Annotated in this window: 26 protein-coding genes and 1 pseudogene; 7 read left to right on the top strand and 20 right to left on the bottom strand. The window is 33.1% G+C overall.

Going from position 1 to position 23338, the window contains the following annotated elements:
* The first annotated feature begins 396 nt into the window (after positions 1–396).
* Positions 397–1173, top strand: a complete 777-nt coding sequence (locus tag Q5Y73_RS07560; protein WP_305991250.1) for a sporulation protein — start codon at positions 397–399, stop codon at positions 1171–1173.
* A 108-nt stretch (positions 1174–1281) separates the two neighbouring features.
* Here Q5Y73_RS07560 and Q5Y73_RS07555 read toward each other — a convergent pair whose 3' ends face one another.
* The 13 genes and pseudogenes from Q5Y73_RS07555 to cls all read right to left on the bottom strand — a co-directional run bounded on the left by Q5Y73_RS07555 (position 1282) and on the right by cls (position 12089).
* Positions 1282–1815 carry a DUF309 domain-containing protein gene (locus Q5Y73_RS07555; RefSeq protein ID WP_305991249.1) on the bottom strand — a complete coding sequence of 178 codons (534 nt, stop codon included), beginning with the start codon at positions 1813–1815 and terminating at the stop codon, positions 1282–1284.
* 411 nt (positions 1816–2226) lie between these two features.
* Entirely contained in the window at positions 2227–2604 is a 378-nt protein-coding gene (locus tag Q5Y73_RS07550) for a hypothetical protein (protein ID WP_305991248.1), read from the bottom strand.
* A 253-nt stretch (positions 2605–2857) separates the two neighbouring features.
* On the bottom strand, positions 2858–3625 hold the full coding sequence (locus Q5Y73_RS07545) for a carbon-nitrogen hydrolase family protein (RefSeq protein ID WP_305991247.1): 768 nt from the start codon (positions 3623–3625) through the stop codon (positions 2858–2860).
* Between the two features lie 125 nt (positions 3626–3750).
* Positions 3751–3957, bottom strand: a pseudogene (locus tag Q5Y73_RS07540) (tRNA(His) guanylyltransferase Thg1 family protein); the annotation flags it as partial.
* A 112-nt stretch (positions 3958–4069) separates the two neighbouring features.
* Positions 4070–4915 carry an urease accessory protein UreD gene (locus tag Q5Y73_RS07535; RefSeq protein ID WP_305991246.1) on the bottom strand — a complete coding sequence of 282 codons (846 nt, stop codon included), beginning with the start codon at positions 4913–4915 and terminating at the stop codon, positions 4070–4072.
* Positions 4905–5588, bottom strand: a complete 684-nt coding sequence (ureG, locus tag Q5Y73_RS07530; protein ID WP_305991245.1) for an urease accessory protein UreG — start codon at positions 5586–5588, stop codon at positions 4905–4907. The genes Q5Y73_RS07535 and ureG overlap by 11 nt, the downstream gene beginning before the upstream one ends.
* Positions 5589–5609: 21 nt before the next feature.
* On the bottom strand, positions 5610–6299 hold the full coding sequence (locus tag Q5Y73_RS07525; protein WP_305991244.1) for an urease accessory protein UreF: 690 nt from the start codon (positions 6297–6299) through the stop codon (positions 5610–5612).
* A 13-nt stretch (positions 6300–6312) separates the two neighbouring features.
* Complete coding sequence (ureC, locus tag Q5Y73_RS07520; RefSeq protein WP_305991243.1) at positions 6313–8040, bottom strand: urease subunit alpha; 1728 nt, start codon at positions 8038–8040, stop codon at positions 6313–6315.
* A complete protein-coding gene (locus Q5Y73_RS07515; RefSeq protein ID WP_305991242.1) occupies positions 8033–8407 on the bottom strand; it encodes an urease subunit beta in 375 nt (124 codons plus the stop codon). The genes ureC and Q5Y73_RS07515 overlap by 8 nt, the downstream gene beginning before the upstream one ends.
* Before the next feature lie 16 nt (positions 8408–8423).
* Positions 8424–8726, bottom strand: a complete 303-nt coding sequence (locus Q5Y73_RS07510) for an urease subunit gamma (RefSeq protein WP_305991241.1) — start codon at positions 8724–8726, stop codon at positions 8424–8426.
* A gap of 340 nt (positions 8727–9066) precedes the next feature.
* The gene (locus tag Q5Y73_RS07505) at positions 9067–9693 is read right to left on the bottom strand and encodes a hypothetical protein (RefSeq protein ID WP_305991240.1); all 627 of its coding nucleotides are present in this window, start codon (positions 9691–9693) and stop codon (positions 9067–9069) included.
* 41 nt (positions 9694–9734) lie between these two features.
* Positions 9735–10424, bottom strand: coding sequence for a GTP pyrophosphokinase (locus tag Q5Y73_RS07500; RefSeq protein WP_305991631.1), 690 nt, complete (start codon positions 10422–10424; stop codon positions 9735–9737).
* A 207-nt stretch (positions 10425–10631) separates the two neighbouring features.
* The gene (gene cls, locus Q5Y73_RS07495) at positions 10632–12089 is read right to left on the bottom strand and encodes a cardiolipin synthase (protein ID WP_305991239.1); all 1458 of its coding nucleotides are present in this window, start codon (positions 12087–12089) and stop codon (positions 10632–10634) included.
* Between the two features lie 235 nt (positions 12090–12324).
* On the opposite strand from cls, the gene Q5Y73_RS07490 reads away from it, so the two are divergent.
* Entirely contained in the window at positions 12325–13611 is a 1287-nt protein-coding gene (locus Q5Y73_RS07490) for an MFS transporter (RefSeq protein WP_305991238.1), read from the top strand.
* A 635-nt stretch (positions 13612–14246) separates the two neighbouring features.
* Here Q5Y73_RS07490 and Q5Y73_RS07485 read toward each other — a convergent pair.
* Positions 14247–14849, bottom strand: coding sequence for a hypothetical protein (locus Q5Y73_RS07485; protein WP_305991237.1), 603 nt, complete (start codon positions 14847–14849; stop codon positions 14247–14249).
* A 162-nt stretch (positions 14850–15011) separates the two neighbouring features.
* On the opposite strand from Q5Y73_RS07485, the gene Q5Y73_RS07480 reads away from it, so the two are divergent.
* A complete protein-coding gene (locus Q5Y73_RS07480; RefSeq protein ID WP_305991236.1) occupies positions 15012–15200 on the top strand; it encodes a heavy metal-binding domain-containing protein in 189 nt (62 codons plus the stop codon).
* On the opposite strand, the gene Q5Y73_RS07475 is transcribed toward Q5Y73_RS07480, so the two are convergent.
* A complete protein-coding gene (locus Q5Y73_RS07475) occupies positions 15187–15525 on the bottom strand; it encodes a hypothetical protein (RefSeq protein WP_305991235.1) in 339 nt (112 codons plus the stop codon). The two genes, Q5Y73_RS07480 and Q5Y73_RS07475, sit on opposite strands and share 14 nt — an antisense overlap.
* 191 nt (positions 15526–15716) lie before the next feature.
* Here Q5Y73_RS07475 and msrA point away from each other — a divergent pair, with 191 nt between their 5' ends.
* A complete protein-coding gene (msrA, locus tag Q5Y73_RS07470; protein WP_305991234.1) occupies positions 15717–16187 on the top strand; it encodes a peptide-methionine (S)-S-oxide reductase MsrA in 471 nt (156 codons plus the stop codon).
* A gap of 72 nt (positions 16188–16259) precedes the next feature.
* Here the strand turns inward: msrA and Q5Y73_RS07465 are convergent, their stop codons facing one another.
* The 4 genes from Q5Y73_RS07465 to Q5Y73_RS07450 all read right to left on the bottom strand — a co-directional run bounded on the left by Q5Y73_RS07465 (position 16260) and on the right by Q5Y73_RS07450 (position 20360).
* The gene (locus Q5Y73_RS07465) at positions 16260–17666 is read right to left on the bottom strand and encodes a HAMP domain-containing sensor histidine kinase (protein WP_305991233.1); all 1407 of its coding nucleotides are present in this window, start codon (positions 17664–17666) and stop codon (positions 16260–16262) included.
* Entirely contained in the window at positions 17653–18336 is a 684-nt protein-coding gene (locus Q5Y73_RS07460) for a response regulator transcription factor (protein ID WP_305991232.1), read from the bottom strand. The genes Q5Y73_RS07465 and Q5Y73_RS07460 overlap by 14 nt, the downstream gene beginning before the upstream one ends.
* 222 nt (positions 18337–18558) lie before the next feature.
* A complete protein-coding gene (locus tag Q5Y73_RS07455; RefSeq protein WP_305991231.1) occupies positions 18559–19254 on the bottom strand; it encodes a hypothetical protein in 696 nt (231 codons plus the stop codon).
* A gap of 155 nt (positions 19255–19409) precedes the next feature.
* Positions 19410–20360, bottom strand: coding sequence for a hypothetical protein (locus Q5Y73_RS07450; RefSeq protein WP_305991230.1), 951 nt, complete (start codon positions 20358–20360; stop codon positions 19410–19412).
* 178 nt (positions 20361–20538) lie between these two features.
* Here Q5Y73_RS07450 and Q5Y73_RS07445 point away from each other — a divergent pair, with 178 nt between their 5' ends.
* From Q5Y73_RS07445 to Q5Y73_RS07435, 3 genes are all read left to right on the top strand, one after another.
* Positions 20539–20931 (top strand): MerR family transcriptional regulator, encoded by a 393-nt coding sequence (locus Q5Y73_RS07445; protein ID WP_305991229.1) that lies wholly within the window; start codon positions 20539–20541, stop codon positions 20929–20931.
* Entirely contained in the window at positions 20909–21226 is a 318-nt protein-coding gene (gene trxA / locus Q5Y73_RS07440) for a thioredoxin (protein ID WP_305991228.1), read from the top strand. Before Q5Y73_RS07445 ends, trxA begins: the two co-directional genes overlap by 23 nt.
* Before the next feature lie 189 nt (positions 21227–21415).
* The gene (locus Q5Y73_RS07435) at positions 21416–22372 is read left to right on the top strand and encodes a PhzF family phenazine biosynthesis protein (RefSeq protein WP_305991227.1); all 957 of its coding nucleotides are present in this window, start codon (positions 21416–21418) and stop codon (positions 22370–22372) included.
* Between the two features lie 100 nt (positions 22373–22472).
* Here the strand turns inward: Q5Y73_RS07435 and Q5Y73_RS07430 are convergent, their stop codons facing one another.
* The gene (locus tag Q5Y73_RS07430) at positions 22473–23336 is read right to left on the bottom strand and encodes a LysR family transcriptional regulator (protein ID WP_305991226.1); all 864 of its coding nucleotides are present in this window, start codon (positions 23334–23336) and stop codon (positions 22473–22475) included.
* Between the last annotated feature and the right edge of the window lie 2 nt (positions 23337–23338).

The following is a 23338-nucleotide window of genomic DNA, read 5'->3' as shown; positions in this document are numbered from 1 at the left end:
TTATAACTATTACAGGGGTTAATTAACCAAAGAAGAAGAATGAATGTTTCTAAATTATGGAGTGTAAAAAATAGTAATGATATCTGAATTAGCTTTTACTTTTCAGTTAGTCGCTTCCACTGATAATACCACCACCTTTCAAAAGGTTATAACATCATAATATATAATGGTATGACCATATTATATGTTAGATATTGGAATCCTTCAACAATTTTCTTCTTTTTTTTCAATAAAATATTTGAATAAAAATGATGTATTATGAAAAAAATATTTAATTATCTTGTCTTTAGGTTATTAACACACAATGAAAATAAGATTCTCTATATATTTTTGATATTTTTTCAAATAAATGAGATAATATACTAGGTAAATTTTTTTAGGAGGTCATGATACATAATGTCATTTATGAAAAAAATGTTATCCAGTATAGGAATTGGATCAGCCAAAGTCGATACTGTATTAAACAATGATGAATTTGTGCCAGGTGACATCATAGAAGGGGTAGTACATATAGAGGGTGGAAAGGTAGAGCAAAAAATTGAAGATGTATATCTATCCATTGTAACGACATACACTGAAGAGCGAGAAATTAACGATAATGAAGTAGATTTGACAAAACAAGCTGTACTAAACAAAATAAAAATCAGCGAGCCATTTACAATTGGCAAAGGTGAGAAAAAAGAGTTTCCTGTTCAAATCCAACTTCCATATGATACTCCATTAACAATAGGTAAAACTAAAGCATGGATTCAAACTGGACTTGACATTGATAACGCAGTTGACCCAAGTGACAGAGACTCTATTAAAATAACTCCTAATCATTTAATAGACGGCTTATTTAAATCACTTGAAGATTTAGGATTTCGTTTGTATGAGGTAGAATGTGAAGCTTCTAAATCTTTAAGTAATAGACTTCCCTTTATTCAAGAATTTGAATTCAAACCAACTTCTGGTCCTTTTAAAGGGAAATTAGATGAGTTGGAAGTAGTATTGTTTGCTGAAGAAAGTCAAATTACTGTAGTTCTAGAAGTAGATAGAAAAGCTAGAGGGTTTAAGGGGTTATTATCTGAAATGTTAGAGAAGGATGAAAGTGTTATACGTTTCACTTATACAGTAGAAGATATTCCAAACTTACAGAACGGTTTATACGAAATTATTGAAAAACATAGTTAAAATTAAAAACTATAATTCATAAACTCTATTATAATAACTAAGCATCTCAAACCTTTATCCATTGGATTGAGATGCTTTTTATATACAAGAAAATCTATTGGATTGAAGTTATTTTTTGTTCTTTTCTGTTTTAGCCAATTCTCTAGATTTGATCACTTCAGAGCGATCCCTTAATGTATGTTTATGAATTAATGCTTCATCATTTATATTACTATGACTTTGCCAGGATAGATTATTGTCCTTACAGAGCTGTTTACATTTTTTAATTAAATGTACATCTTTTAATGGAATATTCATATCCTCATACACCAATGCCTCATTTGAGATTAAATTTGTCAATCTACTCCTTAACTGTTCCAAAAAGACTTTTGCATTTATTCCAAGCATTTGTAGATCTATCTCAGTTAAATTAGAAATTGCACTTCGCATCATTTTAATAGCACCCTTTACATTATTCCTACGTTGATGATACAAAGAAACCGCTACCTGAATCAAACCAACCCATGCAGCATCTAATTCTGGTTTTTCTTTTTCCTTCCAATACTCTTCTAATATTTCATGACATTCAAAGTAGTCTCGTTCACCATGAAAATAAACTAGGTATTTAATATATTCCTCGGGGTATTGTGTTGTATGATTCATTTATATAAACCATCCCTTTATGATTTTATCTCTTATAAAAGTTATAAGTTTGAATCTTATTATCATCTTAACATTTCATCTAAGGTTTTTAAATTATTATTATCACGTGTCAACATCAGAGATGTCTTTGAATCCTTCTTTAGAGGTTTCGAAGGTTTTTTTAACGATATTTACCAGAAGGGCTTTGTGGCAAAACTATTGAGTTCTAATTAGATTTTATGAAAAGGAGCATATGGATAATATATGGAAAATATTAGCTCAGAAGCTAATATTTCAAATGAAATAGTTACTTTGCTTGAGAAGGAGCTTTTGATAAAAAAACACGAATGATTTATGTAATTAGCCACTGGCAAACAAATATAAATAAGGAAAGAAGAATGGAAGGATGTTTAGGTTTACCATTATTACGAGCTAATGCCAAACCAAATCTGAACCTGCCATTTTATAACCTTTATATGCTATGCTTCCATCACTCCACTTTTTAAAATCAAAGCTTAAATTAGCATAGTCCCAATTCTCACTGAAATGACTAGTTGCAAGTTCTAAAAATTCACTTACTACATTCTCTGCCTCTTCTTTTGTTACGTTATCTTCAACCATGACTCTAAAGCTAACAGAACGATCTCCATCAAATGCCAACGCCGTTACCTTACCTGTTTCATTGATCGTTCTTTCTGCATATTTGGATGCTTCTCCAATATTTATAGAGATTTTTTCCTGACTATTCCCAACTACTAATATAATTCCGATTGAAAAAACAGATAAAACTAAAAAAATAAATCGCCTCATTTACCCCACTTCCTTTTTTAGGAGTTACTATATTGAGACGAAAATACCAGTATAAAGTTTCGTGAAAAACTGGATTTATTTTACTAAAATCCTTTGCTAGAGAATAATTTACAATTAATGATAGTTATTGTATACTAACTATACAACTTAAAAGTTGAATTTTATCTTTTGGGTTAAGAGTCGCTGAGGTCTTCCCACCACCTTTTCCTCACGACTCTTTTTTGATTCCATTATATCTTTGGTGCCACAATAATCAAAACGAGTCTTTCAGTAACTCTGGTTTAAAACGTTTCGCTAATAGTCTAGTCGCTTGATCTGGATCAATATCATATACTAATAATTCTTCGTTGTTTTTTCTACCTTCTATTAAACGCTCTCCTGTTGGAGAAATTAAAGCCGATGTACTTTCCTGATTTTCCAAGGCATAATTTACACTAGCAAAATAAATATTATTTTCCATACTTCTGCATATCATTGCATTATCATAAAATTCAGGGTTGTCTACGTTTATCGTAACCTGAGGGTGGAACACAATACTTGCTCCTCTCACAGCAGCCCAACGAACAGTTTCTGGATATCTCCACCCTTCATGGCAAATGACAATACCAAATTTCACATTATTGATTTCAAATAAATGACGTCTATCCCCTGGTACAAAACCAAAATCATCTTCAGTAGGATCGATTTGATTCTTAATTTGATAGTCTAGAACTTCTCCATTTTTATTTATAACAAAAGCGACCAAATGATATCCAAGTTCATCTTTCCATTCCATAGGTAAAATAACTGCCATTGTAGATTGTTTTGCAAAATCACAAACCTCTTCTAATGCAGCTTTAACAACTTTATGATCGTACTCCTCAACTTCAAACCCTACACCACGCATTCCAGGAATGATAGATTCAGGAAAACAAATCATATCACACTCATGTAGTTGTGCTTTTTTTATCATATCCTTTACAATTTCCACGCCATTAGATGAAGATTGAGGAAATCTTGTTTGAGCTAGACCTATTCTCACTATTTGCGCCTCCTCTTACTCCTATTTTTAATTTAATCATTTCTCTTTGTATATTCTATAAATAGAATCATGCATTCCAAAGAATAACTATTTTCATATTTTATTCACCTTAAATTCATTTTGATATATTTTCCTCTCATCACTTCATTAAATTTTGCTTTCGCTATCGATACAGACACAGAACTAATTTTTTGACTATTGTTGTTATACCACGATTCTGTCGTTAGCTTATCATAATTCGTTAAAAGCAAACTAATTTCATCGGATTGATGATATACCAACTTGCAGCCCATGATGTTGTGAGCCAAATATTTGCAGTTATATTTCCATATATTATCATTGAAGTGTGTTAGGTTTCCACTTATTTTTATATGTAATCCAAATATAAATGTCGTACAAAATTAAAAAACTCACACCATAAAAATACAGTGTAAGAATTTTATATCATTTTCTTATCAGGGGAGCAGCCCCCATATAAGCATGCTCCCTCCAAATGTTCCATAAGTTTTCTGTACATTGCTGCAATTCCCAAGCCTTATGTCCGAGTATACGTACACATATACCCTGTTCGGAAGTAAAACTTGCTCCTGCAAAAATATTCGGCAACTCTTCAATACCATCACGAATCCGCTTCAACAACTCATCATCTACATATTTAGAAAATATCCAAAACGATCCCATATGGGTATATTCTCCGAAAGAGCCTTCAGTTCGAAAATGATGGTTTGAAGGGTTCAAATGAAATCTATCCCATGCAATTAATTTATCGTCTCGATATACTTTCAGTGTGTTATTGAATGATTGATAATCAAAGGATTCACCTAAATGAATGCGTCCTGGTGTCAATATATCCGCAGTGACTAATGATGCGTCCTTCTCTAACTGAAATGTTGTTTCCCCTTGAAAACAACTTTTTGCAAATGGAACCATAGGCTCAGGAAAGTACTCCAACAATGCTCCTATTTTCACATCATATCTTTGATTTATCTTTACTCCTAAATTTTGTGATGGATGAATTTTGGTATAAGCTTGATTAGTCAAATATACTTCTGTCTGTTCTCCAAAATTCATATGAATATCATATTCGTCCCCATCTAACATCCCTGGCGAGCAATCCATTACACACACATATAATTGGCTTGAATTTTCAAATGGATGTGTTTTAGATATTTTTAAAGGGGATTGATGAAATCGGTCCACTAATGTGGTTTTACCATTTCTTAAACAGAATTCACCATTTAGAATACTCTTCCTAACTTGATATTTATAGGGAAGATGGTTAAGAGCCATTTGAAACCACTTTGTTATTATGATCTAATTGATGCTCAATCCAATTCACAATTTCATCAACTCCTTCTTCACTCAACAAGTTTGAGAAGATAAAAGGGCGACTTTCTCGCATCTTTTTTGTATCTTGATCCATTACTTCCAAACTCGCACCCACATGAGGAGCTAGATCTGTTTTATTGATAAGCAATAAATCGGACCTTATAATTCCTGGCCCTCCTTTTCTAGGAATTTTCTCTCCTTGTGCTACATCTATAATGTAAATAAAACGATCTACTAGTTCCGGACTGAATGCTGCGGCTAAATTATCCCCCCCACTCTCAATAAATAGAATTTCCAAATCGTCAAATCTTTCCTCAAGCTCTTCAATAGCTTCGAAGTTCATTGAAGCATCTTCTCGAATCGCTGTGTGAGGACATCCTCCCGTCTCAACTCCAACAATTCTCTCAGCAGGTAAAGCCCCTTTTCTAATCAAGATGTCTGCATCCTCTTTTGTATAAATATCATTTGTAATCACACCCAAGCTGTAACGTTCTCTCAAACGCTTAGAGAGTTTATCCACTAATTCTGTTTTACCTGACCCTACTGGGCCTCCTATTCCAAATCGAATTGGGCGATTTGTTTCTACTGCAGGTGTTTCCCAATGATGATGCGTATGATTTGATCCTTCACACATTATGATCACTCCTCTTATTTTTCACGACATAAATAATCTTGAATACAACGTTTCGTGGTTCATAGCATAGATTTCTTGTTCAGGTGCAAATGAATGTAATGTTTCAGGATTCAACTTCTTTACATTTCCCCACTCTTCTTCGATCACAGGAATTGCACGACTGATTATCACTTGTCCATCTGTTTGACCAATAGACATTAACCGCAAGGCACTGTTAACCGTTGTGACAACATTTGTATAACAATAACCTTTAACTGTTTCATCTAAACCAATCCCTAAATGGAAAGCTATATAGGTATGAACCGTAGGTAATGTAATACTTTTATTTTTTATAAAATACTCTTTAAGTGGTTTAAGGTTCATCCAAGGATATATAGTATGGGCTAACTTTAGTAACCTTTTACCCATTTTAAGCAACGCTTCTCTCGATTCTCTCGCAGTACGTTGAACATTTATAATTTGATCAAAAAAGAAGACCATTTCGTAATCTTGTTGTTGTATGGATTCATAAATTCCTTTGATTGCTAGGCTATCAAAACGAACTAGAGAATGATGGATCTGAGAATGAATAAAACTCTCAAGCTCTTGTAAATTGTTGATTTTCCCATCCTGTATATAAGTTTCTAGTCCAAAAGAATGAGAGAAGCCGCCAATTGGGAGCGCAGAATCTAAAATTTGTACGTAAAACAATAGTTTTGAATCGCTCTTCATGTCTGACCCCTCCCTAATACATAAAATAACGTTGTGCCATTGGAACACTTTTTGCAGGCTCACAGCTAATTTTCTCCCCATCCACTTTCACTTCATAAGTTTCAGGGTTTACCTTTATTTCAGGCGTGTTGTGATTATGAATCATATCTTTTTTTCCAATATCTCGACAGTTTTTCACTGGTGCGATTTGTTTTTTTAGCTTTAATTTTTCATGAATCCCTTGTTCATAAGCCATTTGAGATACAAATGTAAAGGAAGATTGGTGCAGGGCTTGACCAAATGAACCAAACATTTTTCTTCCATAGTAAGGCTGCGGTGTAGGAATAGAGGCATTTGCATCACCCATTTGAGCATAAGCAATCATCCCACCCTTTAAAATCAGCTCAGGTTTAACACCAAAAAATGCAGGTTTCCATACTACAAGATCCGCCCATTTGCCCACTTCAATCGATCCGACAAGGTGAGAAATACCGTGTGCGATTGCTGGGTTGATCGTGTACTTCGAAATGTATCGCTGAATACGATAGTTATCATTTTCTATATTATTTTGCTGAGAATGATCATTAAGCTGCCCAAACTGTTTTTTCATTTTATCCGCTGTCTGCCAAGTTCTAAGGATCACTTCTCCAACTCTACCCATCGCTTGAGAATCTGAACTAATAATGCTAAATACACCTCGATCATGAAGGATGTCTTCTGCTGCAATAGTTTCAGGTCGAATACGAGAGTCAGCAAAAGCAACATCTTCAGGTATAGTGCTGTCTAAATGATGGCACACCATTAACATATCTAAATGTTCATCAATTGTATTTATTGTAAAAGGTCTTGTTGGATTTGTAGATGAGGGAATGATGTGAGACTCTCCGGCTGCTCTTATGATATCCGGTGCATGTCCACCACCTGCACCTTCTGTGTGATAAGTATGTATTGTTCTCCCTTTTATTGCCGAAAGAGTATCTTCTACAAAACCAGATTCATTTAAAGTATCTGTATGAATGGCTACTTGAATATCGTAATCATCTGCAACAGATAAACAATTATCAATCGTTGAAGGTGTAGTTCCCCAATCTTCATGCAGCTTTAATCCGATCGCACCCGCCTTTATTTGTTCAATCAAAGGTTCAGTTTGTGAACTATTCCCTTTTCCTAGAAAACCAAGGTTCATCGGAAAAGCTTCTGCTGCTTCAAGCATTCGATGGATATTCCAAGGCCCTGGTGTACAAGTCGTTGCATTGGTTCCAGTAGCAGGTCCAGTTCCACCACCAATCATAGTGGTGATGCCTGATGCCAAAGCCGTTTCTATTTGTTGAGGGCATATAAAATGGATATGACTATCCACTCCTCCTGCTGTAACGATGCTGCCTTCCCCTGCAATGACTTCTGTTCCAGCTCCTATTACCATGTCTTTATGAACACCGTCCATGGTATGTGGATTCCCTGCTTTGCCTATTCCTGCAATTCTCCCATCTCTAATGCCAATATCTGCTTTTACAATTCCCCAATGATCAATAATCACTGCATTTGTAATTACTGTATCCAGTACTCCTTCTCCATGTGAAGCTGTGGAAGATTGCCCCATCCCATCACGGATCACCTTCCCACCCCCAAATTTGCATTCATCTCCATAAACCGTATGGTCTTTCTCAATGGTTGCCCACAATTCAGTATCTGCTAACCGAATTGAATCACCTATTGTTGGTCCATATAAAGAGGCATATTGTGATCTAGACAAATTATTCAAGTGTTTTTGCCTCCTTCCACTTTTCAATCCTTTGTTTTAATTCTGCAGGGTTAGGAGAAGATTCTAATTTTCCATTTACTAAATTATTTAAACCGTAAACAATCTTCTGCCCTCCAAGTTCAACAATGGTAACAGGTTTTTCTTCCCCTGGCTCAAAGCGAATAGCCATTCCTGCAGGTATATCTAGTCTCATGCCATAGCTTAAACTACGATCAAAATCAAGGGCACTGTTCACTTCATAAAAATGAAAGTGTGAACCTACTTGAATAGGACGATCTCCTTTATTTATGACTAATAATTCAATTATTTTTCGATTTTTGTTCAGTGTAATGGATTCTTTTGCATAACGATATTCACCTGGTATCATATGTATATCCTCCTATTCAACGGATAGGTTCATGTACTGTAACCAATTTCGTACCATCCGGGAACGTAGCTTCAACTTGAACTTCAGGTATCATTTCAGGCACTCCATCCATGACGTCTTCTCGTTTAATAAACGTCCCCCCTAATCTCATCAATTCAGATACAGTTTTTCCATCTCTTGCACCTTCCAAAATTTCTGACGTAATCATAGCTACAGCTTCTGGATAATTTAGTTTTACTCCTCGCTCTTTTCTTTTTCTTGCTACTTCAGCAGCTACACTAATCAGCAGCATATCCCTTTCACGTGGAGTTAAATGCATATTAAACCTCCTTTAATATCTACTAAAAAAACGATTAGGTCATGTTATATATAATAACATTAATTTTAATAAGCAACATATATAATTGTAAAAAAATGATTGTAAATGGTAAATTATATTATTTTATTAAATGTATTTTAAGTTATATGTCACTAAATATAACACAAATCTCCTCACACTAAAATTTAATGTATGCACATTATTTTGTTTTGATCTTATCTAATTATTTCCATTTCGCATTATAAAAAGACATGTATTAGATAAAAAGCTCGCCAAATGGCGAGCCTTAGAGCTAACTATTATTAAATACTGGTGTATAAGAAAAGTACAATTACACTTATTATTCCAAATGTTTTTCTTTATTTAATTCATATTCTTCTTTATCGATCTCTTTAATTTCATATTCGTTTTCAAAATGCTCCCTAAGGTTTTGAATCATTAATTGAGTAATTAATATTGGATTCTCTCGATACGAATCCGGAATTTTTCCAATGACAGATTCTCTTCTTCTATAGTAAACTTGCTCATCTTTGTGAATTTTAAAATATCTAGGTTCAAAAAATTCTGCACCCTCATATTTTTTCAACTTATAATTAAGCCTATCAATACTCACATCTTTTGTTTCCAAACCATATTTTTTACTATCATAAAAAGCTTCATCAAAAGTAATGACTTCTACGTTATTTCCACTAGGTGTCATTTCTTTATTAATTTCAATCTTACTTTTAAATGTTGATTCAATTTTTTCAATCTCATCTTCATACCCATAAAACTTATCAAAATTTATTTCTAGAAGATCATTATTAACGATGCTCCATTTAAACGTTTCAGTACAACATGAGCCCCAATTGCAACTTTGAAACCAGCCAATTCCATTATTTAAAAATACAATCCAGTCATCACTTTGTGCACCTGGACTATACATTTGATCTACTGACCAACTCCCTATTAATTTATCTTTTAACACTTATTCTTGTCCCCTTGTCTAAAAATGTTATGCTCTTTCAATCACTCCATAATTTCATAAGGTAAGGGAAGCCTCTCATTATTCCCCATCAAATCTCGCAGCTCATCTTCTGTATCCGTTTCTTTTATTTTGTTCACTTCTTGATTGATCTTCTCCATTTTTGCATCTAATTGTGCAGCTGTAATTGCAGCTTCTTTCAATTCGTCTCTCATCGTTTTAGGAATCTCTTTGTTGTATTTATAATAGATTTTATGTTCTAAACTTGCCCAAAAATCCATCGCAATGGTTCGAATTTGAATTTCTACACAGACATGTTCTTCTCTATCTGACATGAAAACAGGAATTTGTACAATAAGATGAAGACTTTGATAACCGTTTGGTTTAGGGTTTTGGATATAGTCCTTAGATTCAATGACATGAATATCCTTTTGTTTCTCCAGCATTTCACTGATCACATAAATATCAGAAACAAAGGAGCAGATGATTCGTACACCAGCGATATCTCTAATATTTTCTTTGATTGATTTCAAAGAAAAATCACTGCCTTTTCTTTTGGCCTTATTTATAATGCTTTCAAGTGTTTTCATCCTAGAATTTACATGCTCGAAAGGGTTATATTCATGAATATATTGAAATTCCTGTTTTAATATATCAATTTTCGTACTTATTTCGCTTAATGCAAATTTATAGGACATCATGAATCGAATTAATTCAGCTTTTATAGCCTTCATTTGTTGAAAATCTTTTATTTCTTTAATTTCACTCGGTAATTTTATTTCAGTCACAATAAGAGTTCTCCGTTTCCAGCAATAATTAGATCTTCTTTTTAATTAACAATATTTCTATAACTAGTATGACTCACCACGATTTCATTATACAACATTAACCAATTATGTACCTAAAAGCTTTGGACAATCACCGTGTATTCTTATACAAAACTATAAAATAGGAGATAACAATCTGGAAATCGCTTCTTTAAATCTGATATACAATGATCTTTCCTTATACTTTTCAATCGTCAACTCTGAGCTGTGCATTGTATCTTCAATAAACATATCATTTAATTGCTTTGAGACTTTCTCATCATAAATAATGGCGTTGACTTCAAAGTTTAATTTAAAGCTTCGCATGTCAATATTGGTAGTACCTACAGAAGCAACTTCGTTATCTACTACGATCGTTTTTGCATGGATGAAGCCCTTTTCATATAGTAAAATCTTAGCACCATAGTTCAATAATTCCCCTGCATACAGCAAGGTAGCCCAATATACAAAAGGGTGATCCGGTTTATTCGGAATCATGATTCTTAGATCAACACCTGTTAACAACGCCATTTTACAAGCATCCATAAAACTTGCATCAGGAATAAAATAAGGCGTTTGAATATATACACTTTTTTTAGCTGACATAATTAGTTTAATATACATATATTTAAGATGTTCTGTTTCAGAGTGAGGTCCACTATCCACGATTTGAACAGGACTGCTTCCACTATGTTTTTCGGCTTGAAAAACAAATTGCTCAAGTTTATGATTATCCTCTCTCTTTGCCTGATACCAATCCAGCACAAATCTACCTTGTATATGATTAACAGACTCACCTTTTACCTTTAAATGTGTATCTCTCCAGTACCCAAACTTCTTATTCTGTCCAAGATACTCATTCCCTACATTGAATCCTCCTATGTAAGCTACTTTACCATCAATTATGCAAAGCTTCCGGTGATTTCTATTGTTAATGCGAAAATTTATTAATTTTAAAAAGGAAGGAAAAAACACCTCAACCTCTCCACCACTTGAAACAAGTTCTTTAAAAAACGTCGACTTAATCCTTTTTGAACCAATTTCATCATAAAGAACCCTAACTTTAACACCTTCTTTTGCTTTTATTATAAGTTCGTCACGTAATTTTTTCCCAAGGGAATCAGGTTGAATGATATAGTATTGAATATTTATTTCGTGCTTAGCTGCTCTGATATCTTCAAAAAGTGCACTAAATTTATCTTCTCCATCATTAAAAATATCAATCTCGTTGTCTGTTGAGATTAAAGCAGTTGCCGATTTCAAATTCATCAAAAGTAATTTAGAATGATCTTTTAGTATTTTTGTTTGATTAAATTCATCACTATTTTGCAGTTTCCTTTCTTGTTCATCTACAGCAGATTTAAGAAATCGTTCCTCTTCAGCAGATAAGTGATAAAAATTCTTCTTTTTCACCTGTCGTCCAAAAAATAGATAGGCTAAAAAACCAATAATCGGGATAAACAAAAAGATCATTAACCATGCCCAAGTGGAAGCAATATTCCTTCTTTCAATAAAAACTACAAGACCAGCGAGTAAAATATTTATGACAGTAACTAATGAAACCACAATTGTAATGATATTATTAAGTTCCATGTAAACACTTCCTTTGCAAACAAAAGATAACAACCAATGCAAGTCAAATACTAATTAATGTTATTTAATTTATTATGTATGATAACAAGGAGTTATGTAAAGCTAGTTAAATAATGGAATGTAAATCCTTTCAGAGATATCTTATCATTAGCCATATCACTTAACAATTTTGTTACAATTTTCCTATATATACGCTATAATATGATAGTTACTTACTGACTTAAAGGAGAGGAATATGACAAAAACATTCTCAGTTTTTAAAAACGGAAATTATACCAAATTATTTCTTGCAAACCTAACTTCACACATGGGTACAGTGATTGGTTTGACCGCTTTTATGTTTTACTTATTGGATCGTTTTACTAATCAACCTATATATGCAACGATTAATGAAATGATGTACTCGCTACCAACTTTGTTTGTGTTTTTGCTTATTGGTGTATTTGCTGATCGAATGGACCGCCAAAAAATCGCAGTATACAGCGATTGGATCCGTGCCATTTTATCGATTTGTTTTCTTGCTGCCATTTGGATAGGCTGGATTCCGTTAATATTTTTCATCATATTTTTAAGAAGTGCAGTTCAGAAATTTTTCTTTCCTGCCGAACAAGCTATGGTTCAAGGCATTTTAAAAGAACATGAATATACAACTGCAGCTGGATTAAATCAAATGGTAAACAGCTTGTTCATGTTATTTGGAAGCGCCTTAGGAGCTGTTGCATATTGGACAGTAGGTATTGAAGGAGCAATTATCGTTGATACGATTTCATTTGTGATTAGCGCTCTTCTTCTACATGCATGTAATATACCTGAATCTGTTCGTTTACCTAACGGTAAAAAATCATTAAGAGATCTTCAAATCTCAATGGTTTTAAAAGACTTTAGAGAAGGCATGATCTATATTTTAGGGAATCGTTTATTGCTTTCCTTGATCGTTGGTTTTATCGTCTTTGGGATCGTGAATGGCGGTTTTTCAGTTATTCTTATTTTTATGCTTAAATATGAATTAGCAAAAGAAACTTATGAGCAAATGTCAGTTATTCTAGGTATTATTTTTGGTATTGGTGTACTGATAGGAAGTATTTTCGCCTCCATCATAGCTCAAAAAGTAAAACTATATAAGCTAGCGATTTTAGGTTTGCTTATGTGCGGCTTGATTACTGCTTTATCTGTAAATTCTCCTTCTATTATTATTTTCTTCTCATTGTTATTTGTTGTTGGCTTATTTTTGCCATTTATTAATGTAGCACTTGGGGGATGGATTCCAAAAATTGTGGATCCAAAAATGATGGGACGTGTTCAAGGATGGCTTGATCCTTTAACTATGTTGGCTCAAACCATAACACTTGGTGTTATTGCCGTTACTTATCCAACAATTGTAAAGATTGAAGGATTATATTGGCTAGTAGGAGGATGTTTAATGATCGTTGCTATCTTTTATGCCATTGTATTGCCGAAATATGAAAAGCAGCATACGACTAATCTTTCAAAACAAAAAGTACAAGAAGAGCCTAGTGTTTGATAAAGAGAATGATTTGGTTTCAGAATGATCACATGAAAGTGATTGTACATGACTAACCCATAGGATTTGACAATTAATGACTGTGCACAGGATGCGACCTGCATTTAGTTGTAAATCATTTTCTTGATGAAATCATACTGTAAGACTCTCTCTCTTGAAGAAGGAGCGAGTCTTACAACAATAGTAAATAGTATAAAAGAGTTCCATAATCCCTTTCTCTATCCTTTTCTGCAACTCTGCATAAGCTTGAATGACTAACTTATGAAATTCATCTAGTGGATTTCTTTTTGCTATACTTTCCAGATGTATTAATATAAAAACTTCAACTAGTAAAGTATCTAATGCTGTCCCATTTTTCACATGCTCCTATAAGAAGATTGAACGTTCCTTGATTTGTTGTTGATCCCAATCTTCAAAATGAAAGGATCGGATAAAAACTTTTACTAATTTTATTAAAAAAATTTATGTTTTTTCTCATACCAAAAAACCTCCATTGAATTGAAACTAAAACTCAGAAAATATTAAGTGAAGTTCAAAAGAAGGTTTTCAGGTTCTTTATGTAATTAAAATCTAATAATAATCCTTTTATTTTTATTACTTAACATATGTTCATTTTAACATTTCATCTTATTTAATCAATTAATCTGTGATTTAGTAATAGAACCATCATCCCATACTCTAAATTCACAAATTTCTCCTTCATCACCGCATACATAGTACATCACGTAATGATTTGTAAATTCATCATAACTCCATTCTACAAATAATTGTGCTCCTATTGTTCCATTCATAAAACCTTCAAAATCAATAGCATCTGATTGAGATTCTGCATCATAAATATAATCAGATGATGTAAGCAAGTCATATTTCCACATTATGATATCATCCAGTGGTGAAACAAACTCTGAATATTGCTCTCCCAACATTTCAGTAATATCCTCTTTGCTTAATCCAATCTGTAAACTAGATTGAATCGTATCAATATCATTCTCAAAAGTTGTATTAGAAGTTTCTTCAGGTGGCTCTTCTTCATTTTGCTCGATCTCTATAGAAACCTCAGGTGATTCTAGTTCTTCAGCTTGAATCGACTCTACTTCTAAAGTTTCTTCAACAGCTGTTAAAGTATCTTGTTCTTCTACAACACTTATTTCTTGGACTGCTTCTTCTGAGCTACATCCATATAAAATCAAACTGCCTAAAGCTACTGCACATAATGTTTTTAACAATGGTTGTTTCATGTATCTCCCCTACCCCCGTAAAATTCTGACTGTTTTGTTTCATATACAAAATCTATTTCTATATAATAATAGACTCATAAAACTAAAAAATGTTGCTCATCATACCATATAATTTTCAAATTTTCATAAATAAAATATATTTTGAGACAAGGTTGAATCTTATTGGGGATTGTTGTAGAGAAAACCCTAATGGGCGCAAATATTGTACGTGACTTTTTAGCAGGTATTTCAGATATTGTCGGTGGTCGAAAGAATAATCAAAATGATAAAAGACCCAAAAAGGAAAATAATCTATTCCCTTTTGGGGTCTTTCGGATATTAAGTCATCCTTATTTCTTCAATCAAAACTAGTAAACCCTATAGTGTGAACTAGCCAACTTCCTATAAAACCTATGATCGCAGCGATAGAGCACTCAATTATACCTTGCTCAAATTGACTGAATAAATAATAAAACCCAGCTGCCCACGCTAAACTAAACGCTATTTTTAAAATAAAAAGATTTTCTTTATGATAAACGTACAATAAACCCACAAGTAAAACTCCAAATAACATCCAGGATCCTAACAATCCACCAACTAATACAGAAATAAATAAAATTTGTGACAATATAAAGTTGAAACCGTTTTCAACAATAATTGATTTTGCTTTTAGTTTTTGCAGAGCTTTTATCTCCATTCAATCACCCTTTCCATTGTTTATACAAAGAACTACGTAATCGTTTTGAAAAAGTTTCATTTTTTTGTATATTATATTCATTTTTTTCTTGAATTTGTTTATCTTTTCCATAATAGTTGACATTACTTTGTTCATACATTATTTTTTAATAATAATATAAAGATTTATTATTCAATAATGAGGTGATTTAGATGGAAAAAGCAACATTTGGTGCAGGTTGTTTCTGGGGAGTTGAAGCCACTTTTCAAAAAATAAATGGAGTTACAAAAACAGAAGTAGGATATTTAGGTGGAACAAAGGATAATCCGACTTATAAAGAAGTGTGCACTGGAAATACCGGGCATGCTGAAGTTGTTCAACTAGAATTTGATCCAAAAATCGTGTCATATGAAAGTCTACTAAATGTTTTTTGGGAAAATCATAATCCAACCACACTAAACAGACAAGGACCAGACATTGGTACACAATATCGTTCAGCTATTTTTTATCATTCAGAGGCTCAAAAGGAATCAGCAGTTCAATCAAAACAAGAAATGCAAAATAGTGAAAAGTTCAAAAAGGGTATTGTAACAGAGATTACCCCTGCTTCCTCTTTTTATAAAGCTGAGGAATATCATCAAAAATATTTGGAGAAAAAGGGTCTAGACAGCTGTCATTTTTAATTACCGTATAAAAATCCTCAATCTAATTGAGGATTTTTATACGTGCAATATTTAGATCTTATGATCTTATGATCAATCATCAAGAGCAGGGAGCAATAAAGTGAATGTTGTACCTTGTGGTGAAGATTCTTTTAAAATCAAATCTCCTTTTTGTGCAGTTGCTAATATTTTACTCAAAGATAGTCCGAGACCTAAACCTCTCACGGTATCTTTTTTGTCTGAACCTCTGAAAAATCTTTCAAATACATTCGGTTGTTCTTGTTTTGGAATACCTGACCCTGAATCTTGAATATCAATTGCAACAAATTGTCCATCATATGGATACACTTTAATGATTATCTCTTTCATTTCTGTCATTGCAGCCTGACTATTTTTTAAAAGGTTAAAAAGAATTTGTTTCATTCTAAGAGAATCCCCAAATGAAAATATTTCTTCTTCAGGTAAAGACAATGTAATTGAAACGTCACCATCCATTACCTTCCATTGCTTTGCAACCTCATGAACTACTGTGTTTAAATTCACTTTTTTCGTGTCTAAATGAATGACGCCTGCTGCATAAGAATTAAAATCAAGCAAATCCTCTACCATTTTTTGAAGTCGGTTTGATTCCTGCAGAGCCAGATGAAGAAATTCTTCCTCTTCTTCTTTAGTAACGACTTTATCTTTTACAGCTTGAACTAAACCTGAAATAGAAGTTACGGGTGTTTTAATTTCATGGGTTATTCCAGCTAGTAATTCAGTTCTCAAAGTTTCAAGTGTTTTTAATCTTGCTGCCATATTTTCAAAGGAATAGTTCAGTTCATATAGTTCCTTTTCTTTAAAATCTTTATTTAACTTGATGTCATAATTTCCTTCACTGACTTGAACCGCTGCTTCAGCCGCTAATCGAATGGGATTAGTTAGCTTTTTCAACAACCAATAAATAATTAACCAGCCTGTAATGCTTAAACATATAAAAATAATGATTAATATATGGTATTGAGCATTTTGCTCATCTCCTAAAAGCACTTGTTCTGGAATCGTAATGCTTAGATAACCTAAAATTTGTTCATTGCTAATTATAGGAGTTACAATGAGATAAAAATCTCCTGAAAATTGATTTAATTTTATTTTTTCAGTCACCTGTTCTTCAATGATGCCACCATTGTTTCGTAGTGGTATTCTAGGAAAATTATTTTTGAATTTTCCTGATGAGATTATTTCACCTGAAATGTCATAAATTTGATAATTACCTCTGAACAAACGGTCTAATTGTAGCATCACATTCTTATTCACATCCATATCATCATTAATGAGATTAAGAGCGATGGTTGATGCTGTATTCTCACTGATTTTCAACTCTCTTTGAATGGTTGAGTATTTTATCCAAAAGCCAAAAAACATTGTAATTAATATTAAAATGCATAACAAAATAAGAAAGTATCTTAGGGTCCAATATTTTAATAAAGGAACTTGTTTATTCTTACTATTCGTTAACACTGAATTGATACCCCAATCCTCTTAATGTTTTAATTTCTCCATCAGATGATGCCCACTCTTTTAAAGATTTTCGAATACGTTTTACTGCAAGATCTACAGCTCTATCACTGCCATCATAGTCCATTCCCCAAACTAGATCAAGTAATTGTTCCCTAGAAAAAGTTTGGTTTGGATGTTTCACAAAAAAAAGGAATAAAGATAAATCTCTTGGATTCAACTCTATATTTTCATTGTTTAACGTAACTGAATGTGCTTCTAAATCTACAACTAAACTGCCAAAACGGACTTTTTCACCTGTTTCTAATAGTTTATTTGGTCTTCTAAGGACTGCTTTAATCCTAGCAATTACTTCATCAGGATCAAATGGTTTTACTATATAATCATCTGCACCTTGTTCTAATCCAGATAATCTATCATTAATTTGTCCTAATGCTGTCAACATAATCACCGGACATGCACTTTTATTTCTAATCTGTTTTAATATTTCCCATCCACTGCCATTAGGAAGCATGACATCCAATAGTACTAGAGCAGGACTTACTTTATCAAATTGTTCTATTGCTTCAATCGCGTCATATGCAAGTTCTACCTGATACTCTGCTTTTCGAAGATAAACCGTTAATACACGAGATATTGCGATTTCATCTTCTACAACTAAAATGGTTTTCATGAAATCCCTCATTTTTTCATTCTCATTTCATCGTATCAATAAAACGTTCAAAATAAAAGTATTAGCTTATTTTTACCACTGCTTATAGAAGATAAAAAGCAAGGAATACTCCTTGCTTTTCATAAATTAGTTTATCATTTTTACATACTGATAAGTTTTAACCTTCAGCAGAATATATAAAAATCCCTGTTGAAAGCTAGCATCTCTTTATCTCTATCTATATTACATATCTCCATTTTTTCCTTCATGTATCTTTCTAATTTCATCTTTTATTGCTTCAATACTGTCATGATCATCTAGATCATAGCCACTTGTATCAATACCTAATTCTTCTGCTTTATCAAGTACTTTTTGTGTGCAAATTTCCTCTACCTCTTCTTTTATTTCATCTAACGTTTTACCTTCAGTATCTATGTTTAATTTATTGGCAATTTCGTATATTTTTGCTTCATGATCTTCTTGCATAACTTCTTTAATCTCTGCTCTTAATTCTTCTATTGATTTACCTTCAGTTTCTATTCCTAGTTCCTCTGCCTTTTCAATTGCTTTTGACTCGTGTAAATTTTGTACAACTTCTGCAAGTTCTACCTTAATATCTTCTATGCTTTTATCCGCCCAGTCCACTCCGAAAATCTCTGCTTTATCAATAAGTCTAGCTTGTCGAACTTCTTGTAGTAGCGTTATAATATCATTTAATTGTAAATCATCAACATCAAGTTCTAATTCTTCTGCTTTCTCTAATAACTTTTGTTCTTTTTCTTCATCTGTTAATTGCGACCATGTTTGTTCAAATTGCTCTCGGTCAAGGAATCGAGGTTTTTCATGTTTCCCATCCTCTGAAGCAAGAACACCTCCTGTTCCAACTGCACCAAATAATAATGATCCTGCAAGGGCTGCTGATAATACTTTTTTATTCATAATCATCCTCCTAGAAATTTATGTATCTTACAATCATAGTTTAAAAGTCTAATGTGTCAGTAAAATGTCAAAACAAGACATTATATATTAATCTTTTGTATATGGCAGAAGAGCAAGGAATTCCCTGCTCTTCATCTTATAATATATCGAGATGCTTAAAGAGTAACCTCATGTTTGCTGCCTTTTTTAGGTGACAATTCTTTCATTTCTTCAATAATCTCATCGATTGTTTTTCCCTCTGTATCAATTCCTAGTTCTTGTGCTCTATCAATTACTCTATCCTCACGAAGTTCTTCGAGTTCAGTTTGAACATTCTCTAATGACTTGCCTTCAGTCTCAATTCCTAATTCCTCTGCATGTTCAAATAATTTAGCCTCTTTTTCTTCATCGGATAATTGGTCCCAAGCTTCAACAAATTTATCTTGATTTAATCTTTTTCCTTTTTGATCTCTTTTACCCTGTTCTGGAGCGTTGGCTTTTAATTCTTCCTTTATTTCTTCAATTGTTTTCCCTTCCGTTTCAATACCTTGCTCTTCTGCTTTTTCAATTAACTTTGCTTCATGAAACGCTTGAAGTTCAGCTGATACTTCTTCAAATGTTTTGCCCTCTGTTTCAATACCCTGTTCAGCTGCTCTTTCAAAGAATTTATTTTGTTGTTCTTCCGTTAGATCATCCCAATTTTCAGCTAACTTCTCTAGATTCAATCCTTTACCTTTTTGCCCAGATCCTCTTTTACCATGCTTGGGAGCATTAGCTTTTAATTCTTCCTTTATTTCTTCAATCGATTTTCCATCCGTTTCAATGCCTTGCTTTTCTGCCCTCTCAATCAATCTAACTTCTCTAAGTTCTTGAAGTTCCGTTTGAACATCTTCAAAGGTTTTACCTTTCGTATCAATTCCTAATTTCTCTGCATGTTCAAATAATTTAGCCTCTTTTTCTTCATCGGATAATTGACTCCATGTTTCAATGAATTTCTCTTGATTCATCTTAAGCGCTTTTCCTTTATTGTTTCCTTCTCCGTTTTCATTAGCAAATGCACTTCCTACTCCAACTGCACTAACTACTAATGTTGCTGCTACTGCTAAGGATAAAAACTTTTTATTCATTGTGTTTCCCTCCAGTTTTTTATTATGTACACTAGGTACACTTATAATATAAATTTTGAATGTGTCGGGAAAACGTCAGAACATGAAGATAAGATTAATTTTATTTCACTATTGACCCTAACATTAATGTTATCGTTTATAATAATTTTACAACAGTAAAGGAGCTGGTATTTTAACGATGAAGATTGGTGAATTATCTAAATTAACTGGGGTAAGTGTCCGATCATTACGGTATTATGAGCAACAAGGTTTGATAACCCCTACTAGACTAGAAAATGGTTATCGGGAATATCACAAATTTACCGTTGAGGAAGTAAATACAATTAAATTTTATTTAAGTCTCGGTCTATCCACAGATCAAATTTCAAGTTTCTTACATTGTGTTTTAAAAAATAATGAAACATTTTGTACGGAAGTACTTCCAATTTACAAAGAAAAACTTGAAGAAATAGATAAACAAATTCAAATGCTTACAAATATTAAGTCGAATTTAGAAGAACGAATCCGTTCTTTTAATGTTGAAATTTATAATAAAAAGGAGTTAGAACATGACCATGAAAAGTATAGCTGAAACAGATTTCAAATCAAATATTAAAACAGAAGGGATCACACTAGTTGATTTTAGTACGCCATGGTGTCCACCATGTAAAGTTCTAAATCCCATTCTTGAAGAACTTAGTGAGGAGATGAATGACACAGTAAATACATTAGAGATAAATATCGATGAATCTCCATCCGTTTCTGCCGAATATGGAGTAATGTCTATGCCAACTGTTATCATCTTTAAGGATGGTGAACCAGTAGAAAAACTAGTTGGTTTAAGACCAAAAAGTGTCTACACTAATATTATAAATAAATATTCTTAACCAAAATTGATCTATTTGATCTAGCAAAGTAAGACTCCCTATTTGAAGGGTCTTACTTTTTGAACATTATATTAGTTTTTCTCATTTAATATATTAAAAACATTCGTTTTACTTATGATATATTCAAATTTAGAATGAACTTATAAAGAAAATATTGGTTTCAAATGAAAATATGAGGAGAGATACAAAATGAGAAAAGTTCGAGTATATCATGTTGACGCATTTACAAAGGAACAATTTGGAGGAAATCCTGCAGGGGTTGTCCTTGGGGCAGATTCTCTGTCTATGAATGAAATGCAAAAGGTGGCAAATGAATTAAATTTATCTGAAACAGCTTTTCTCTATAAAACTGAAAATGCAGAAGCTGATTTTAGAGTTAGGTACTTTACACCAACAAACGAAATCAATTTTTGTGGTCATGCAACGATTGGATTATCTTGGTTGCTTGCTTCTAACTTAGGATGGACTAAAAAGAAGGACCGAATCGTTTTAGACACGAATATTGGACTTGTACCTGTTAAATGGCATAAAGATGGAGAACTTGTCACAGCCGTTGAAATGACACAAGTTGCACCTAAAGTAAATGACTTCAATATTGAAAGAAGTAAAATAGCTGAAATTTTAGGTGTACATGAAAACGATATTGATAAACGTTATCCAATTAAAATAGCTAACACGGGAAATTGGCATTTACTAATTCCGATCATTGACCAAAAAGCCATCGATGCTGCAAAACCAAATTTCGAAAAATTAGCGCGTCTGAATCAAATTCATAATGTGGATACCACTCATTTATTTACGTTTACTCCAGAGGAACAAGAATATGATCTTTATACTCGTGATTTTTTACCTGCTTTAGGAGTAAACGAAGATCCTGTAACTGGGGCAGCTAACGGGGCATTGTCAGGATATCTTGTATTGGAAAACATTTTAGACCCAACTATTAAACATACGCTAAAAATTGCTCAAGGTCACACAATGGGTAGACCAGGCATGTTATATGTTACAGTGGAGCCAGGAAAAACACACCCTATCATTAAAGTAGCAGGGAGTGCTGTTGTTACAATCGAGGGTACGCTTAATCTACAGCCCTCCTCTAGTAAAGAGAATCTTGCTTTAAGTGAGAGTTTTCATATCTCCCGCTGAAAGTTAGATGACCTTATCAGGTGAAATTATGCTGTTCTCCCCCTTGAAGAAGAGGGAGTAGTCTTACAACGTGAGAAAGTGGTAAACCTTTGGTAACCTCTTAATAGGTTACCTTCTTCACTGTTTCAATAAAGCTTTTTACGGCAGGTGGAGCGGAACTGAATGAACGTACAGCAATTCCTATTTCCCGAAAAATGAGTGGCTCTGGTTTTATCAATTCAACATTAGTTAAGTTTATTGGGATGGTAAGTTTTGGTACAATGGATATACCAAGCCCTTCTTCAACCATAGCAAGAATCGTATGATTATTGCTAATTTCATAAGCAATATTTGGTTTTAAATGATCTCTTTTAAAGGATTCTTTAACTAATATTTCACATCCCGCTTTAGGCATAATAAACGGTTCATCTTCAATTTCATCGAGACTCAAAAATGGATGTACAGATAAAGGATGCTCCTTAGATAGAACGATATATAGCTCATCTTTTAACACAAAATCTGTATCAAAATCACTGTTAGGTAAAGTAATGAATCCTACATCAACAATTCCTGAGGTAATCCAGCTTTTTATTTCATCATAACCTCCCTCATATAAGTCTACATCAATACCTGGGTATACTTTTTTAAAATCTTTTAATATTTTTGGAAGCAGCTGTGAAGAAACGCTCGAAAATGCTCCAACTTTAACTCTACCTACTTCTAATCCCTTAACTAATCCAGTTTCTTGAATTAACTTCTCATTGTGTTCTAAAATATTACGTACATGTTTTAGAATCCTTTCACCTGAATCTGTAGCAGTAATCCCATTCCGGTTCCTATATAACAAAGTGATATCTAATTCCGACTCTAGTGAGGAAATGGTATGACTAACACCTGACTGTGAAAGACCTAATTTTTCTCCTGCTTTCGTAAAGCTGCCAGAATCCACAACCTCTGCTAAGACTTGAAGCTGAAATATTGTCATTT

Source organism: Chengkuizengella axinellae (assembly GCF_030730905.1).
GTDB classification, from domain to species: Bacteria; Bacillota; Bacilli; order Paenibacillales; family KCTC-33759; genus Chengkuizengella; species Chengkuizengella axinellae.
This window is presented reverse-complemented; position numbering and strand designations above follow the sequence as displayed.

Excerpts from the sequence above, each read along its gene's own strand:
- trxA (WP_305991228.1), top strand. The coding sequence starts at position 20,909 with ATGACCATGAAAAGTATAGCTGAAACAGATTTCAAATCAAATATTAAA.
- Q5Y73_RS07445 (WP_305991229.1), top strand. The coding sequence starts at position 20,539 with ATGAAGATTGGTGAATTATCTAAATTAACTGGGGTAAGTGTCCGATCA.
- Q5Y73_RS07455 (WP_305991231.1), bottom strand. The coding sequence starts at position 19,254 with ATGAATAAAAAAGTATTATCAGCAGCCCTTGCAGGATCATTATTATTT.
- ureG (WP_305991245.1), bottom strand. The coding sequence starts at position 5,588 with ATGTGTGAAGGATCAAATCATACGCATCATCATTGGGAAACACCTGCA.
- msrA (WP_305991234.1), top strand. The coding sequence starts at position 15,717 with ATGGAAAAAGCAACATTTGGTGCAGGTTGTTTCTGGGGAGTTGAAGCC.
- Q5Y73_RS07485 (WP_305991237.1), bottom strand. The coding sequence starts at position 14,849 with ATGAAACAACCATTGTTAAAAACATTATGTGCAGTAGCTTTAGGCAGT.
- Q5Y73_RS07450 (WP_305991230.1), bottom strand. The coding sequence starts at position 20,360 with ATGAATAAAAAGTTTTTATCCTTAGCAGTAGCAGCAACATTAGTAGTT.
- Q5Y73_RS07515 (WP_305991242.1), bottom strand. The coding sequence starts at position 8,407 with ATGATACCAGGTGAATATCGTTATGCAAAAGAATCCATTACACTGAAC.
- cls (WP_305991239.1), bottom strand. The coding sequence starts at position 12,089 with ATGGAACTTAATAATATCATTACAATTGTGGTTTCATTAGTTACTGTC.
- Q5Y73_RS07550 (WP_305991248.1), bottom strand. The coding sequence starts at position 2,604 with ATGAGGCGATTTATTTTTTTAGTTTTATCTGTTTTTTCAATCGGAATT.
- Q5Y73_RS07430 (WP_305991226.1), bottom strand. The coding sequence starts at position 23,336 with ATGACAATATTTCAGCTTCAAGTCTTAGCAGAGGTTGTGGATTCTGGC.
- Q5Y73_RS07435 (WP_305991227.1), top strand. The coding sequence starts at position 21,416 with ATGAGAAAAGTTCGAGTATATCATGTTGACGCATTTACAAAGGAACAA.
- Q5Y73_RS07535 (WP_305991246.1), bottom strand. The coding sequence starts at position 4,915 with ATGGCTCTTAACCATCTTCCCTATAAATATCAAGTTAGGAAGAGTATT.
- Q5Y73_RS07490 (WP_305991238.1), top strand. The coding sequence starts at position 12,325 with ATGACAAAAACATTCTCAGTTTTTAAAAACGGAAATTATACCAAATTA.
- Q5Y73_RS07475 (WP_305991235.1), bottom strand. The coding sequence starts at position 15,525 with ATGGAGATAAAAGCTCTGCAAAAACTAAAAGCAAAATCAATTATTGTT.
- Q5Y73_RS07560 (WP_305991250.1), top strand. The coding sequence starts at position 397 with ATGTCATTTATGAAAAAAATGTTATCCAGTATAGGAATTGGATCAGCC.
- Q5Y73_RS07555 (WP_305991249.1), bottom strand. The coding sequence starts at position 1,815 with ATGAATCATACAACACAATACCCCGAGGAATATATTAAATACCTAGTT.
- Q5Y73_RS07500 (WP_305991631.1), bottom strand. The coding sequence starts at position 10,424 with ATGAAGGCTATAAAAGCTGAATTAATTCGATTCATGATGTCCTATAAA.
- Q5Y73_RS07525 (WP_305991244.1), bottom strand. The coding sequence starts at position 6,299 with ATGAAGAGCGATTCAAAACTATTGTTTTACGTACAAATTTTAGATTCT.
- Q5Y73_RS07460 (WP_305991232.1), bottom strand. The coding sequence starts at position 18,336 with ATGAAAACCATTTTAGTTGTAGAAGATGAAATCGCAATATCTCGTGTA.
- Q5Y73_RS07510 (WP_305991241.1), bottom strand. The coding sequence starts at position 8,726 with ATGCATTTAACTCCACGTGAAAGGGATATGCTGCTGATTAGTGTAGCT.